The sequence below is a fragment of the Candidatus Pelagibacter communis genome (assembly GCF_001180225.1).
In the GTDB taxonomy this organism is placed as follows: Bacteria; Pseudomonadota; Alphaproteobacteria; order Pelagibacterales; family Pelagibacteraceae; genus Pelagibacter; species Pelagibacter ubique_D.
In genome coordinates this window covers 39,732-56,936 of the sequence record NZ_CVST01000040.1, presented here as the reverse complement: position 1 = coordinate 56,936, position 17,205 = coordinate 39,732, and the positions used below count along the sequence as shown (strand labels likewise).

The window sequence follows — 17,205 nt, the reverse complement described above, 5'->3', positions numbered from 1 at the left end:
TTTATGGCAACATTTCAATATGCTGGTGTTCAAGCTGGAAAAAAAATAAATGGTGTAATTTCTGCATCTGATCCAAAAAGTGCTGCAGTAGAACTTAGAAAAAAAAAAATAATTGTTACCTCGATTAAAAAAGGTAACGGTAAATCTGAAACAAAAGGTCCACCGTCTTTAGATGATGTTCCTATAAGTAATGCCCCTATTATTATTTCAAAAGGAAATATTTATTTAAATTTTGGACCTTGGGCCAAAGTTCCGCCAAAGGAATTACTGCAGTTTACAAAAAAAGTATCAACCATGATCAAAGCAGGTCTGCCTATTCTCGAGTCTATAATGATGATCAGAGATCAAACTGTACACATGAAAATGAAAATGACTGCTCACGCTATAATTAAAGATTTAAATGGCGGTATGAATTTAACGGATGCATTTGCTAAGCATCCTAAAATTTTTGATAATATTTATTTGAATATGATCTCTGCAGGTGAGGCCAGTGGTAAGTTAGATGAGTTTTTAATTAAACTTGTAGAATTATTAGAGAAAAATGCAAAAATTAAACAAGGGATAAAAAGTGCATTATTTTATCCAGTAATGCTTTTGACAGTTGCAACAGTGATTACAATTTTCATGTTGTGGAAAGTTGTTCCTGTTTTTGAGAAAATGTATGGTTCCATGGGTGTTCAACTCCCTGCAGCAACTTTAGTTATTGTTAATGCAAGTAGATTTATTGCTAATCCTACAAATATAATGAAAATTTTGGGAATTATCATAATTATTAGGGTTACATATAACTTTATGTATAAAAATATAGAAGGTTTTAGACATGTAATGCATAAAAGGTTTTTAAAGTTCCCATTGTTTGGCGATTTAATCGTTAAAGCAACAGTATCTAGGATGTGTATGATTATGGCTAATTTAACAAGAGCTGGGGTAAGCATCATAGACACAATAAAAATTTCTAAATCTGTAACAACAAATCTTGTCTTTATTTATGCATTAGAAAGAATTGGGAGGCAGATAGTAACTGGTCAAACTTTGTCTGCGCTACTCCAAAAAGAAGAGCACATATTTCCTCCAGCTCTTTCCCAGTTAACAGCTGTTGGTGAACGAACAGGAAATATGGAAGAAATGTTCCAATCAATTGCAAATTATTATGAAGAAGAATTTGATGGTGTTGTTGCTGCTCTATCCTCAATCATAGAACCATTAATGATCGTAATAATTGGCGCAATTATTGGGCTTCTTATGATAGCTTTGTACATGCCAATCTTCAGCATTGGTCAAGCTGTAGGATAGACTTTAATGGGAATTAAAGAAAAAGGTTTCAGTATTTTGGAGCTGATGACAACTATAGCCATTGTATCCATCATTGGTGCAGTTGGTTTTCCAGCAATTGATAACTTTGGTGATCAAGAAAATTTTGAAAGTGACCTTGCAACAATTCGAGGCCAAATAAATTATGTTAGACAACTTTCATTGGAAGATGGAAACGCTTATACGATTAGAGTTATAAATGATACTTCCAACAATACTGCAGATTTAGAAGTTTGGCAGGCACAAGGTTTGAACAGATATAATGTGGAATATCATAAATCTACAGCTACAAAATGTTCTGATTTTGATGGCACTAATGACAAAGGAACTAAACTAACAGATTTAACAAAAAAACTTGAGCATATGACAATTAGTAGATGCACATCTACAACTGGAAACTGCACTAAAGTTTCTGCTTCAAATAACTTTTTTTGTTTTTTGCCTGATGGCTCATCACCTGAAAATGCTAGAGGAGAAATGCAAGCTTCTGAAAACGCTGGAGGAAAAAAGGATTATCTTCATATATACGAGACAGGTTTTTTTAACAATGGGAAAAGAATGTAATGAATTTAAAACATAAATTTCAAAAGGGAGTATCTTTAGTTGAAGGAATGACTGCAGCAGGCGTTCTAGGTATAGCTGTAACTGTATTTATGACATTACAATCTTATCAAGAAAGAGATTTTGCAAATTTAAGGAAGTTTGACAAAGCTGCTTATGCAGTAGAATTAATGTTTGAAGAACTTGCTGCTGTCTACAATCCTGTAGCTGCGCAATATGGAAATCCAAGAGTGTTTGAAGATACTACAGCAGGCGCTTCTTTAAAGGTAAAAGGGCTTGCCCAATTACCAGGTGATGGGGATCAAATAATAATTGAGGGAGTAGGCGGCAAGTACGAAATTACAGATTCTACTGAGTTTGATGATGATAATAATACAGTTTTATCTTTAGAACGATCAGATGTTCCTGATGATACGCCTAATAAAAACATGGCATCTGATGCTACAAAAAATGCTCCAATTACATTTATATCTAATTCTGAAGGTAGCTTAGATCCTTATGATGATTTAGATATGACTAAATTTGAAGACACAACATATAAAGGAACAATTACTAATCAAAAAGTTTTGACTGATCTAGATAATTGGGGAGCTCTATTAAAGAAACATCTTGGTCCTGCAAGAACTGGAGATAAAAGATTATTAGAAATTGAGGATATTGAAAAAGATGTCCCTGTTGATAAAGATAATGATGGAGTTACTGATCAAGAAGATGGCGTTGATATTTATGAAACTGTCAAAAAGAAACAAGTTACAATAATTATTAAACAAGACAAAATTGAAGAAAAATTTAGAAGACTGTTTTTAGCTGGAACGTAAAATGAATTTAAAAAAATTTATTACTCAAAAAGGATTATCTCTTACGGAAGCATTAGTTGCAGTAGTTGTTTCAACTATTGTTATGGGAGCAACTTATACAATTTATAATAATTTTCAGGGGACATTTATTAGACAAATTAATCACAACAACATGAAGCAAGAGGCTCGATTTGCACTGCATATGTTGCAATTTGATAGCAAAATGGCTGGTTACAAACATCCTGATAGCACTCTTGGTGAAGTTCAAGAACCAGTTAAAGTATTGAATGATGATGCTGATGAAACTGAAGTATCTGATGACACAGAGTATGGAGAAAAAGTATTATTTTGTTTTGATACAGAAGAAAACGATGGCACTATTCGAAGAAAATTAATTAAATACGAATTAAAAATACCCTACTCACCAGAAACTGAAAAGACAGTATTAAAAAAGAAAATTTGGAATACAACTAATTGCGACGAAAGTGATTCTAATACCACAGTTGATGTAGATTGGATGCCTGTGGCTCAATTTTTTGAGGAATTTAAAATTAGACTTAGAAGTAAGCATATTGACTTTGAAGTAGAATTAGAGTCTGTCGATGAAAAAGTATCCGAAACTTATACTGCCTCAGCTTATATGAGAAATCTTAATTTTGGAGGATCTACATTTTATGTTTATGATGAGGAAGATTTACATGAAAATAGGACACCTGTAATACAATTTACAGGTAGTCTAAAAGCTCAATGTGCAAATAATTTAACTAGAGATATTCAGTTATCAAATTTTGTAACTAATGATGATGTTATAATTTTACATCAAGGTGAAAAAGTTGGCACAACAGCTTTAAATAGAACTTATGACGATATAATCTTTAGATCTGAAAAACCACCAGAGGTGACAGGTATCCCAGATATTACTCATAGTGAAATGAGATTAAAATTAGTAACAGTTAGTACAGATACAACTATACCTCCAGGTTTATCAGTAACCTCTGGTTATGATGATCTTGATAATGACAATGTAGCAGATGATGGTGAGTGGAATGGAACACTTAAAATTTCAGGAGATTTAACAAAAACTGACACAGGTTATTCTTTTAATTCTGATGGTTATCAAGATTTTAATATAAGAGTAAAAGCCGATCTAGATACTAATTGTGATGGTGAGGGATGGGTTGACCAAAATGAAGCTTACAAAGACTACACCATAAGAGTTATGAAATTTGAAGCTCCACAATTTTCAGATATTAATCTTCATACCTGGGAACCAAAAGGGTTTACTTATGGTAAAGCTAACTACGAGAGTAGAGGTTCTTCAAGTTATAATGGAGGACCAAACTATGATTTAACTGATGATGGTAGATCTTTTTATATCCAACAAAATTTAGCATCACCATCATTTTTAGTTTCAACTGATCAATACGATTCTTTTGTATTGAAAGGAATGATATGTTCAGGTGGTTATCCTGATTGTAATCCACAAATGAATGCATGGATGGATGATGATATGTTAGGTTTTGCAGCTGGATATCAAAGACCCAGTGTAGTTCAAAAAAAATGGCCTGATGGCAAAATAAGAGCATGTGCTGGAATTGATTATGAAAGATTAAGTGGAGATAGTAATTTTGATGCCACAAAGTTAAAAAACTCTCTTAGGGGAATTGATAAGGCTGAGTGGGATAGTTTATCTGCCTCAGATAAAAATAGTTGGTGGGGAGAACCAGCGGATTTGACTTATGATATGTATTTGTGGTCCTGGTGGGGAGCTAGAGGCAACCAATCAGCAATACACTTACATCATTTTAAAGGTTATGAATTTAGCCATACAAGAAATTGTGGAAGATCTGAGGGGTCTTATCTTTCACATGCAAATATGAGTCATCTGACAGGCTGGTCAACACCAAGTAGTTCTCAACAGATGAACTATAATACCAAAGGCTATGATAGATTGTTTGCAAGATTTGATAACACACGACCAGCCAACACTGGATTTAGAAATTGCAATAGCAGAGGCAGATCATTTTCTAGAATAAGTTACAACCCTGGAGCTACGCATAGATGGAACTGTAGTTGGGGAAGAAACACAGGTGTAAAAAACACAATCACCATGACATTTCATCCAAATAAATTTAGAGCAAATATTGAAAATAAACCACATCTATCTAATACGCTAAGCCAAAGATTTACTGCTTTTGATTATCGTTTTGATTCAGATGGAACCTTGCATGATCATACTTCATCTACATTTCCATTTTCAGAAGTTGATGATGGAGTGGAAGTTACTTTACCCGGAAGAAGTCAAGACAGAGATGATTTAAAAAAAGCAAATTTTAAAAGATTTCAAAGAGGTTCAGTTGCAATAGTCTCATTTTCACAACCTGACAATAGATATTCAAATATACAGATTGCAAGACTGCCAAGATACGTTCCCATAAAAACTGCAGACAACAAACCAATGCCTAAAGCACAGAATTTATATTACTATATGGATGAAGACTATAAAACTGTAAATAGAATCTATGGACTTTTAAGCAAATCTTACGATCCACAGGGAGAACACTTGGAAGTATTAGTTGATGCAAATTCAGATTCGAATAGTTGTGATGAAATAGGAACTGTAGCAGGTGACCTAGCTGAGTCAGCGACTTATAAAACTCAAAGTGTTGATGGTTCTGATAGGACCATGGATTGTAGGTTAAGTGGAACTTGGAGAGCAGTAACTGCAGTATGGGCAAACAATAGCGAATTACCAAATATTGGTGAAATGTATGATACTAGAAACAAAGCAAGCTACAGTGGTGCTAGAGCAACAGTTACCACAACTGCCGGAGGAAAAATGCATGTTTATGCAGATGGCTCTTTTAAGTATGATACTTTACCAACCGGCTTTGATGATGGAGAAGCTCACGAAGACTCTTTTTATTATGCTGTACAAACTGAGGACACTTCGAATACAAGAATTTCTGATATTAAAAAAGTTTATATTGGTTTTAATATAGAAAACACAACACCATCTGGAGTTTCTTTTAAAGAAGAAGACGGTACTGCTATTTCGGATAAAACCAACTTTGATATGGCAGAAGACGCAAATAAAGATTTAGTCATTGGCCAAATATATGTAACAACCACTGGGGATGATGCACAAGAGCCAGATGACCATGATTTTGTAAGATTTAATCTTGGTGAAGTACCAAATGATGACTCAGATAAAGATGTCGATCATGGAACAAGATTTAGAATAGATCAAAAAGATGATAAATTTTATTTAGTTTTAAATGATGACTCAGATATTAGATGGGCAAATTTGCCAACTAATAAAAAATATTTTGCAGTTAGAATAATTGCAACTGACTTAAGAGGAAATCAACTTGCAACAACTGAAAAAGTTCATGTTGATAGAGTAGATTGTTCAGAAACAGCAATGGAAAATATTTCTGTTTACAAAACGAAGGCAGCAATGACCATAGAGGGCTACATCTATGGAAAAGAAGGTGAGAAAGTTTTTAGAAGGCAAACTGTACCTTTTACAAGTAACTTAGATGAAGCGGTTATTACTTTTGATTTCCCAGAAAGATCTGTCCAACCGTCTGTTAAAATTGCTGAAAAAACAGTAACTGTAGATGGAGAAGATGTTACGATCGGAATGCTTTCAAATAGGTGTAAAACTTCTCATAACTATATAGATAGACAGCAGTTATGGAGTGACTCGTAGTAAATTATGGATTTAAAAAATCAAAAAGAAAAAGGATTTGTTTTAGTTTTTGTTATCGCTGTTGTTTCTGCTTTATCAATAATGACAGGAGCAATGTTTTTTTATTATGATAATGATTTAAAAAGTGTTTCAAGAAATTCAGTTATGCAGCAGGTAAATCTAGCTGCTGAAACTGGTTTGCAAGAAGGCCAGAAATGGATTTCAGATCAATTAAATTCCAACAGTTTTTCTTTGGTAGATATCCAAAATGACTTTAATATTGAGGATTCTGATAATAAATGCCTAAATAGACATGGTTTTACTAACCCTGATGAGAATGTTTATTTTGCCAAAAGAATTGAAGCAGATTTAGGGTCTGATGAAGCAAAATTTCAAGATATGTCTTATGAAGTTTTTGTTCAAAGACATTCTGATGCAATAAGGTCAATTTATTTTTCAGCAGAAGGTGCAAAAGGTGGAAGCGATCAAAATACAACGTATGCAGATAGATCTTTTGCTTTAGTTGAGAACTTTAAAGATTTTCCAACAACTAAATTTACAATTGAGATGTGGATAAAAAATACTCAATCCACAAGTAATTATGAAATGCATGCTTTTGAATTTGGGAGACCTGAAGATTTAACCTTTAAAGTAAAAAATGATAAATGGTCACCTAGGATGGGTGAAGATACTGTTGCTGCCAGTGAAACTGCAACAGTGGGAAATCCAAACAACACAAAAGATAAGTGGGTTCACATTGCCTGGGTTTGGGAGGGTGGTACTTCAGCAACTGACACAAATAACGTAAAAATATATCAAAATGGTGTATTGAGCGATTCTGATGAGTATGATTTTGATTTAGATGCTGTCAGTGGATCAAACTATACTAATCAAACAGAGACTTTGCCAACTGGTGATTTTTGGCCTTTAGCTATAGGCGAAGGTTTGGCGGGTTTTTCACCATCAAACTATCAAACTGGTGATGTAAAAATTCAAAGTTTGCCTTGGAAAGGAAATATAGCTGAATTAAGAATATGGAATGTTGCTCGTTCTGCAACAGAAATATCAAATAATTATAGAAAAAGGTTATCAGGATCTGAGCCTGGTCTTGTTTCTTACTACAAGTTTAATGATGGATCTGGAAATATAGCTAAAGACTCTAACACGTCTAGGGGAGCAGATAGAAAAAATGATGCTACAATTTTTGGAATAGGGAACAAGGGGACTTTGTGGAAAACTGAATTTGTAGATTACGAAGTAACTTCCGAAACAGATTCTGCCCCGACACTTAATGTCCCGCCCGCAGAAGATCTTGTATATTATAAAATTCTATCTTGTGGAAAAGGTCCACAAAATCAAATAGTACCATTAGAATTAATTGTTAGCGCTCCTCTTCAAAAAGGAGATGTTGGTGATGGGAAAATTGCATTAACTTCAGAAGATTTAAATGACTTAACAGGTCAGGAAGGAACACCATTGATCACACCTTTAAATACTTATGTTGGTCAATTAGGAACTGACGGAGATATCAATATTCAAACTAAAGATAATACTAATACTAATTTCTATGTTTATAAAAGAGCGATGGAGCAATGTAATAACACAACTACCTTTACTGATTTTAGTGCTTCTTCATCTTACAACGAAGGTGATTGTGTAGAGTATGACGATAAACTTTATTATTTAGAGAAAGATGATGGAAAAAGTGCAAATGTTGATTTTGAAGAGGATGACTGGTCAGAAGTTTTAGGTAGCGGATGTGATGGAGTTCAATTTAAATCTTCATCTGGGGATAATAGTTACGGTCACTATTATAAATATTTTTCAACAGCACCAAATATTTCAAGTGATCTTGGATACAACGGAGACTCCATTGACTGGTGGGAAGCAAAAAGAAGAGCCGAACAATCAACATGTGGTGGTATGAGAGGTTATTTGGTCTCTATTGAAAGTGCAGCTGAAAATGAATTTATAAAAGATGCTGTTATGTGCGATAACAGTACAGATTCAGGATGCACAGGTGTAACTCCTTTTCATGTAGCGGCTGGAGAAACTAGAGCTGTGTATTATGGAGCAAGATTAGATGGTTCTGATGACCAACATTATTTATGGCTATCTAATTCAGATTGGCGAGATCCAACTAGTAACGCAGCTAACATGCAATCTGAGTCAGGTCCGTTAATGGGAATGAGCGTTTCCTATACTAATTGGCAAACTGGTGAACCGAATAATGCTGCTGAACCATATGCAGATATGGAAATTAATAGATCTGGGAGAGATGATGGAGAATGGAATGATTTGAGGAGAATTCCAAACTGTGGTTCTGGAGGACTAGATTGTATTACAGGATATGTAGTTGAATATGGAGGGTATGATCATTTTAGCTTAGAGCACGATATTAACCAAGATGGTGATACAGATGATGCTGATGAAGTAAATTATAGCGATACAAACTTTTGTATGGCGCGTGTTACTATAGAGGCAGATACTTATGTTGCTGCTATTGATGGAAATAATGATGGTGATTTAAATGATCTTGATCTTGATGATAATCCTGATGTTTATGAAGATATATTGCAAATTGATACAAGTGCAGAAGATTATCCTTCAGCAATTACTGCAGATAATACTTCTGCATCAGATAATAATACCTCTGATGATTATTTAGGTTGGAATGCTTATACTGGAGTATTAACTTTAGTTCACTCTGGAAAACCAGATGATTGGAGTCCCGCAACCTCATATAATGCAAATGATTTTGTTTGGTATAATAATAGAGTTTGGAAAAATACATCAGGCTCAACAATTACAGGTGGATCTTCATTAGATATATCTGAAACGCCTACAATTTTTAATCCTCAAGTTTGGACTATGTACACAGGTGACGAGTCTGATGCACCATGTGATGATATAGATGTATGGGAACAGGCATTCGAGTCTGTAAAATATTACAATACATTAGAGCCAGATGCTGAGGATGGTGAAAATCCATTTGCAGATGAAGGGACAGATGGTACAGATGGAACGGATCCAGATGCTGAGGATGTTACAACTCCTTCATTAGGTGAAAGAACAATTTTATTTTCATTAGGTCCTCTTCATGTGAACGAGCATCGTGATGGTTATAATCATTTTTACGAATTTTATGAATTTCCAAGAAGAGCCAGTTCAAATGCTAATAATGATATCTTCAATGATAAAAATAGAAGAATGAACGAAGGCTTCTCACTTGCGAGACAACTAGACTACTTTGGAAAAAGTGGATATCTGGCAACTATAACAAGTGAAGCAGAAAACGATATTGTAACTGATAAAGCAGTTGGGAATGGATGGATGGGAGGAATTGCATCTTCAGATGATCAAAATTCAAATACTGATTTAAATAAGTGTGGTGGTTTTAGGCAAAGGGATAATAGAGCTCAAGCTACTGCAGATTTTAGAGCTTTAAGAGATTTTGAGGAAATTACAATGTATAGAGGAGGCCAATCTTATGGTTCTTCAGTAAACTATCTAAGAAATATTGTTGAAAAATATAGAGGCACAGTTTCTGCGATAACAATTTCATCAATATCTAAAGCAAATCCTGCCCTTATCACCACAAGTTCAAATCATGGATTAGTACATGATGACATTATAAAAATTGCAGATATCAGCTCATCTAATCAAATGAACGTAGATGGGATGACACAACTTAGTACGGGATTTTATAGGGTTCGAGTTGTCTCAAATACGACCTTTAATCTTGTAGATCTTGATACTAGAGAAAATATAAACACGAGTTCTTATTCAAATTATACTGCGAGCACAGCTCAATTATGGGAGCTAGAAGGTATTCAAAATGAATTTTATAGAAAAGAAACAACAACAATTTCAAGTGCAAATAATAATCCTCAGTCTCAATCAGGTATAGAATTATTTTATAAAGATCCAAAAATCGCTTTAGAAACAAATGCTGCAATAACTGGAAATAGAACTAGAATATTTTTTAATGCAAGTTTGAGCAATGTAGATGACACAGTAGATGATGATGAGTGTCCTTTTTGGAGATGGGTTACTGGACCAGAAGGAATGTTATGGAATGCTAGAGGTTTAGCTTTCGCTCCAAATAGAACGGCAAGTGAGGATCCATCTGCAAACCAAGAAGAGATTACTTTGCCAAAGTCTGGACAACCTAATCGTGGTGAACCAGATTGGACCAGAGCAAATCCATCAGGACAACAAATTGGTGAAATTTTTGTTGACGGGATGCCATTTAGAAATTGGAGTGGAGAAAATGAACCAAACAATGTTGCTGGAACAGAACATGGCGTACACATGCTGGGAACTCATTTTTCTGAAAGTCAGCAATTAACTTGGAATGATTTACATAATTGGAATAATGGTCCAGACGACTCTTATTCTGATTACTCAATAAGAGGAATTATTGTTGAATATGGCGGTATGGAAAATGATGAAGATCCAATTATAAGAATTGCCACAAAAAGAGTAATTAAACTTTATGATAGAAGGGTAACTAAAGCGATAGTTAAGATAAAGACAGGTTCTCAAAGTGGTGATAAATTAGTAGCTGGAACTAATGAACTTTCATCTTTAGGTTTATCAGCCACAAATAACGAAACAGCCACGGTTACAATAACTGGAGATGCTACTTGTCAAAATTACTTAGATTTAATTAAATCAATGTATTTTGAGCACGATGCTTCAACAGCTGGAACTAGAGAAATTGAAGTTTTAATTGGAGATGTCAAAAAACCAACTGACGCTGAACATTACTATCAACTGAATATTAAGGAATTAAATTACAATCAAGCAAATTTTCAAGCAACTTATGCAAACTTATGTGGAATTCAAGGATACTTAGCTAATGTAACAACCACAGCAGATTTGGATGCTCTAAAACAATTAGGTGTGTCTAACAATAAAGAAGCGTGGGTTAACGGTACTGATGAGTGCCAGGGTGGTTTATATAGATCTGGTTTTTGGAGATACACTTCTGGACCATGGAAAGATAAAGAGTTTTGGCGCGTGAGAATAAATACTTCTTTAACCGATGCAGATCTTGAAAATGAAGCCAGTTGCAACCAGACAACATTGCGTTCCTCAGAATCAAGTGTACGTGTTGGACCATTCGCTTCAGCAAACTGGATGAGCAGTCATCCAGCAGCTGATGATAATGATTATTTAACATTTAAACAAACTAGCTCTTCATCCACAACAAAAATTATGACACGAGAAGGTGATGCTAGTTCAGATGTTGAGGGATATATTGTTCGTTTTGGGGGTAGTGTTGGAGATTATACAGGGGCAGTTATTGAAGAAGATGGTAACAACATAGATGTAGTATTGGGTCCTATTAGAGCGGAAGTATCATTTTTCAATGATGGAAGTGAAAACAGCATTTTTATAAGTGACGAGGATACAGTTAAAATTAATACAACAGGAGATAATGCTCTGTCCTCTGGTTGGTCAAGATCTGCTACATTTATTGGATCATCCAATTCTCCTTTAAAAATAACACCACCTTCAAATACAGTTCCTACAATTGAGGAATGGAGAGATGAGCTAGAAAAAGTATACTATCAAAATACAGACACTAGTGATTTCACTCCAGGAAATAGAAGAATAAAAGTTAAGCTTGTTTATGGAGATACATCATTAAACCAAGAAGTTGGAATTGTTAAAGCAATAGGTAGTAGAAACGCTGTTACGGTTACACCTATATCTTGGAATAATAGATAATTTTAATCTCTTGATGGCATTATCCCAGTTCTTTGGCCATCTATAGTATTTTCTGTATCAGTTGCAGCATCATTATAATCAGTAACATTTAAGGCAATTGTTGCAACTGAACCAGTTGATGGATTTGGAGATCCATTCATTTGAACATTAAAGAAATCTGTCGCGGCATCAGCATAATAACTTCCAGCAGCTGAAGTAAAGTCTGACGGATCAAAACCTGCATCACCTGATTTAGTGGTTGTAGCTGTTGTGCCGTTTGAATTATTTATACTAAAAATTCCATTATTGCCTCCATACATTGATGTAGATGCTGATCCACTAGAGTAATCAGTTGTAAAAGAATAACTAAAATCTACATCAGCATTACCATCTAAAGACAATGTTCCCGAATAAGTATTGTTTATCGTTTGAGATGCAAAGTTAACTGTTGTTACACCACTAAAAGTCCCAGAACCAGTTCCTTTAGTTGCTGCCATATTAATATTGTTTCCAGTATATGTGTAAGTTCCAGAAGTAATACCCTGGAAATCTCCATAAGTAGTTTCCCCTAAATTGGTACCACCATAACGTAAAATATATGCTAAACCATCACCTCCTTCAGCATTCGCCATTGCAATTTGATTTTCTGCAGACTCGTTTTCAAATTCAGCCTGACCTTCTTCACCAATAATATCTACTACATCAACACCGAGTACTTCTGCAATTTGATCAAAAGTTAATCCACCATCACTTAAATTTAGAGCAGTGGTAACTATTTCACCTATTATTTCATTTCCACTTATTTGTTGATCATCAAACAAACCTTCTTTAATTGCACTCTCTACATCTTGAACATCAAGATTTGCTTTAACATCTAAAAAATTTTGGAATTGTTGTAATTGTTCTTGTGTAATTTCAACTGGAGGAGTTGGAATTTGGTTTAAAGATAATTGAGTGAATGAAAAAGGTGTATCTAGTAATACACTCCCAAGTTCATTTGCAACTTCTACCGCACCTGGCCTTAATCCTAAAGTGTTGTCTTCCCCAGGACCAATTAGTAATACTTGGGCGTTATCTTCCTCATCTATAATTGTTTGAAACTCTGTACCTCTTGAACCTATTGTTCCAGCTGCAGTCTTAACTTCTAATTTTTCAGGGTTCTTTTGATTAATTAATCCACTTAAAACTTTTACACTCCCTTCATTAAGTGTCGCTAAAAAACTACCATCTAATGTACTTGGATCAAAAACAAATTCATCTATTGAAATTGATGTTTTTTCTCCGATTGTAAGAACCGTTTCATCTAAAAAGATTATTTGAGATTTAGATTTTCCATCAGAAATAATTTCATCTCCAAAGAAAATTTTATCTCCAGCTTTTAAAATTTCTCCTTTTTGATTGGTAATTTTTCCAATCGATAATGTAATTGCACCTACAATTTTCTCATCAGCAACTGAATGGCTGATAAAAAATAGGGTTAAAATTAGAGCCAATATTTTCTTCAAAACAGCATCCTTTTTGTTAATCCAAATTTAATTATTTCCTTATCGTAGTCATAATTAAGGATATTTGAGCTCGACTCTATATCAGAATAGGAAAGATTGTAAAAAATATTCTTTAGATACTTATTCTTTATTAAATCTTCTAAATTTCCAGAAAGTGTAAGACTATTTGTTATAATCTCATCATCTCTGACTGTATCGCTTTTTACGAAAGTGTCAGATTTATCATATTTATTTGAGTTATTTGAATGAGAAATTGTATAATTTAAAAATCCAATTTTTCCTGAATTTGAAATAGTATAAAAATTATTCTCATATCCATAAGAATCTAGCTTAGCGTTATACTGATTTATACCTAATTTAAATTTTATATTGTTAGTATTACTAAAAAAATACTCATAACCTGTTGCAAGTCCATAATAAGTATTATTTTTATTATCTGCAGAACTAAAAGTAGTATCTGTTCTATAATCTGTAATACCCATATTTGAAGACACTAAAAGATTTTGGTTTGGTTTAGTTAGGTATCTATTTTCAAGAGCAACATTGTAAATTACATTTTCAGCGTCATTAACAAAATTATTATTATTCATTGAAAAGAAAGCTGACGTATAATTTTTATTGAATTGTTTGTTATAATTAACAAACAAAGAGTCTAGATCATTTTCTTTATTCTTGTCTCTATTTTGTCTTGTTACATTTTTACCTAAACTTAAACTTAAATTTGAAGTATCAGATAGTTTCTTAAAAGCACCTGTTCTTATAAAGATGTCACTATAAGAATCATTGTAAATAGTATCTGCAGCATAATTACTTAAACTATCACTGATATATAATGTTTTTGAATTTGAAACAGTATTAACATTGTTTTCTTCTGCAAGATTGACACCAAAATCTACATATCTAATCCAGTCATTTTCATCTCTTGGTTTTTTCTGACTTTCTATTGTTTTAGTTAATGAATTGAGCTGCTCTCTAATATCAGCTGTTAATTTTTCACTTTGTTTAATTTCATCAATTATTGCTTTAGTTCTTTCTTTAGAATCTATTTTTAACGATATTGATAATAAATATAATTTTAAATCTAAATTTTCTGAGTATAGATCAGATAGTCTTTCCAAAGTTGCAATAACAGTTTTATAGTTTCCTAAACTTTCTTGTTCCTTTGCAAATCTCAAATTTAATTCAAGATCTGTTGGATTATTAAGAATTTCAGAATATTTTATTACTTTGGAATTATCATTTGATATTTGTAAAGCTTCTTTCTCAGATTTATTTTCTGAAACAATTATTTCATTTATTTTATTTGCAATATAACTTGGAACATTTTCAAATTCCTTTAACTCATTTAATAATTTTTTTAGCTCTTTTTCATTTTGAGTTTTTTCATAAAGGTAAAATAATTTTATTTTGATCTCTAAATTTTCTGGGTAAACTTTCTTTAAAACCTCAAGTGCATAAATCGCTTCATTAACTTTGTTATTTTTTTCTTGCTCAACAAATAAAAATGCTTGTTTAAGATCCTCTGGTTTATTTAAAACTTCACTTAAAACTAAATTTGCATGAGCCTTAGTGATTGAAATAAATATAAAAAAAAGAAAGATCAGTATTCTCATAAATATTATTAAAATCCAGAAATGATCAGACAGGTAATGTCGTCTCTTAAAGGCTCTTTTCTTTTGGTTAAAATACCGCTTAAATGTTCAATAATCGATACAGGTGACTTAAATTTGTTATCAATAATTTCCTTTTCTACACCTTTTGCCTCTAATTCTTGATTATTCTCTAAATATCCCTCTGTAACACCATCAGTATAAATAACTAAATTTTTATTTGCCAAGCTTATTTCATTTGTCTGAAAGAAATCGTCGTTATCCATAGCCATAATTCCAAGCGGAGGTAGTGTAGATTTATAATATTCAAAATTAAAATTTTCGTCATAAACCATAATTGGTTCATGCCCAAGATTGATGTATTCTATTTTTTTTTCTTTAATATTATATTTTCCTACAACCGCAGTTATAAACATTCCTTGATAAGATGAGTCTGCAACTTGATTGTTAATGTATCTTGCAATTGTAGATACTTCTTTATTAAGTTTTGCCATCGATCTAAAAACAGCTGCAGCATTTGCCATTAGTATTCCAGCCTTAACTCCTTTGCCAGAAACATCTGCTAATGTGAAATAAAATTCATCCTCAGATATTTTTATGTAGTCATAGTAATCACCAGAAACATCTCGCGCAGGAACATTCTTTGCGTAAAGAATATTTTTTTGTTCAAATTCTTTTGGAAATAATTTTTTTTGTACCTCACCAGCAATTTCTCTTTCTTTTTTTAAAACTATTTGTTTTTTTTCATTTTCAATAGCTATTTCATTTTCCTGGAGATATCTAAAATATAGAGTAACTAAAAATAGAAATGCAGAGCCTAAAGTAGTGTAGAATATATCTATAAAATAATTAAATTGGTAAAAGACTAAGCTAGAGGTTATTAGAAATACACATAAGCCTACAAAAAAAACTATACTTAGTTTTGGATTAACTTTTTTTGGAATTATTAATACTAAGATTAAAGAAATTAATAATATAATTATTTCAATAATATCTGTTTTTAAGTTTTTAATTATAAAGTCATTATTTATAATATTTTCAATTGCATGAGCATGTGTTTCAACTCCAGGGATAACTTTTCCACTAGGTATTTTAACAAAATCAAATAAACCTTGTGCTGAGCTTCCAATTAAAATTATTTTATCTTTAATTATATTTTTACTAATTTTGTCATTTAAAATATCAACAGCTGAAATGTATTTATCTTTACTAAATTTTTTATAGTTGATATGGACTATTGCGTTTGGATCTGTATTAAAACTATAGTTCTTGGTTCTAATTGTTTTTATTCCACTTTCAGATGATTGAATTAAAATACTTTTATTTTTATGCAACAACCTTAATGTTTCTAAACTTAAAGATGGCCAGATATCTCCATCGATTTTAAGTAAAATTGGCAATGATCGTAATACACCATCCTGATTATCAAGATAAGAAATGTTACCAATACCTTTTGCTGCATTATTTATAACTTCAAGTGAAGTGATTTTGTTTTTAAAATTGTATAAGTAGTTTTCTGCATCACCTCCTCTTGATATAAAGTTTGTTTTTGGTTTAGAATTATTCATTTTATCAAAAACAGAAATGTCTCCTAAAACTGGCAGTATCACATTTGAATTTTGTATTGCAGTAATGAGGGACTGGTCAGTGTCTAATACTCCTTTATTAGAAATATTAAGTTCTCCTAATATTTTGCTAGGATTTTGTTTGTCTTCTTCACTAAAAAAAATATCGAAAGAAATTACTGACGCTTCCAAATTCTCTAATTTCTCAACAAGGTTGGCAAAAACGTCTCTTCTCCAGGGAAATTGGCCTATTTCACCTATACTTTTCTCGTCAATATCAACGATTAAAACATCATTAAACTCGCTATTTTGCTCAAAAATAGACTGGTAAATATCATATGAGATATTCTCTATTCGTTTAACAAAATTACTATCCTGGATTTTAATTAGCACTAACAGCGCTAGAAAAATAAGCCCAAGGTATTTTTTTAAATTTTTCACAAA

At 32.7% G+C, this 17,205-nt stretch carries 8 protein-coding genes; 5 read left to right on the top strand and 3 right to left on the bottom strand.

What is annotated here, in order from left to right:
* Window positions 1–3 precede the first annotated feature (3 nt).
* The 5 genes from AMN99_RS03005 to AMN99_RS02985 are packed head-to-tail and all read left to right on the top strand — an operon-like array spanning window position 4 to window position 12,102.
* The gene (locus AMN99_RS03005; protein ID WP_075506357.1) at window positions 4–1,293 is read left to right on the top strand and encodes a type II secretion system F family protein; all 1,290 of its coding nucleotides are present in this window, start codon (window positions 4–6) and stop codon (window positions 1,291–1,293) included.
* A 6-nt stretch (window positions 1,294–1,299) separates the two neighbouring features.
* The gene (locus AMN99_RS03000) at window positions 1,300–1,875 is read left to right on the top strand and encodes a pilus assembly FimT family protein (RefSeq protein WP_256998100.1); all 576 of its coding nucleotides are present in this window, start codon (window positions 1,300–1,302) and stop codon (window positions 1,873–1,875) included.
* Window positions 1,875–2,690 (top strand): hypothetical protein, encoded by an 816-nt coding sequence (locus AMN99_RS02995; protein WP_075506356.1) that lies wholly within the window; start codon window positions 1,875–1,877, stop codon window positions 2,688–2,690. Before AMN99_RS03000 ends, AMN99_RS02995 begins: the two co-directional genes overlap by 1 nt.
* Window position 2,691: 1 nt before the next feature.
* Window positions 2,692–6,384 carry a PilW family protein gene (locus tag AMN99_RS02990; RefSeq protein WP_075506355.1) on the top strand — a complete coding sequence of 1,231 codons (3,693 nt, stop codon included), beginning with the start codon at window positions 2,692–2,694 and terminating at the stop codon, window positions 6,382–6,384.
* Window positions 6,385–6,390: 6 nt separating this feature from the next.
* On the top strand, window positions 6,391–12,102 hold the full coding sequence (locus AMN99_RS02985) for a LamG-like jellyroll fold domain-containing protein (RefSeq protein WP_075506354.1): 5,712 nt from the start codon (window positions 6,391–6,393) through the stop codon (window positions 12,100–12,102).
* A 2-nt stretch (window positions 12,103–12,104) separates the two neighbouring features.
* On the opposite strand, the gene AMN99_RS02980 is transcribed toward AMN99_RS02985, so the two are convergent.
* Genes AMN99_RS02980 through AMN99_RS02970 form a run of 3 tightly spaced genes read right to left on the bottom strand, consistent with a single transcriptional unit; the run spans window position 12,105 to window position 17,202 of the window.
* Window positions 12,105–13,586, bottom strand: coding sequence for a FecR domain-containing protein (locus AMN99_RS02980; protein WP_179850434.1), 1,482 nt, complete (start codon window positions 13,584–13,586; stop codon window positions 12,105–12,107).
* The gene (locus tag AMN99_RS02975) at window positions 13,583–15,199 is read right to left on the bottom strand and encodes a hypothetical protein (RefSeq protein WP_075506352.1); all 1,617 of its coding nucleotides are present in this window, start codon (window positions 15,197–15,199) and stop codon (window positions 13,583–13,585) included. Before AMN99_RS02975 ends, AMN99_RS02980 begins: the two co-directional genes overlap by 4 nt.
* A gap of 8 nt (window positions 15,200–15,207) precedes the next feature.
* Window positions 15,208–17,202, bottom strand: a complete 1,995-nt coding sequence (locus AMN99_RS02970; protein ID WP_075506351.1) for a CHASE2 domain-containing protein — start codon at window positions 17,200–17,202, stop codon at window positions 15,208–15,210.
* Between the last annotated feature and the right edge of the window lie 3 nt (window positions 17,203–17,205).

Bases quoted from the DNA above. Each gene is read 5' to 3' on its own strand.
- AMN99_RS02995 (WP_075506356.1), top strand. From the start codon at position 1,875: ATGAATTTAAAACATAAATTTCAAAAGGGAGTATCTTTAGTTGAAGGA.
- AMN99_RS02975 (WP_075506352.1), bottom strand. From the start codon at position 15,199: ATGAGAATACTGATCTTTCTTTTTTTTATATTTATTTCAATCACTAAG.
- AMN99_RS03000 (WP_256998100.1), top strand. From the start codon at position 1,300: ATGGGAATTAAAGAAAAAGGTTTCAGTATTTTGGAGCTGATGACAACT.
- AMN99_RS02985 (WP_075506354.1), top strand. From the start codon at position 6,391: ATGGATTTAAAAAATCAAAAAGAAAAAGGATTTGTTTTAGTTTTTGTT.
- AMN99_RS03005 (WP_075506357.1), top strand. From the start codon at position 4: ATGGCAACATTTCAATATGCTGGTGTTCAAGCTGGAAAAAAAATAAAT.
- AMN99_RS02990 (WP_075506355.1), top strand. From the start codon at position 2,692: ATGAATTTAAAAAAATTTATTACTCAAAAAGGATTATCTCTTACGGAA.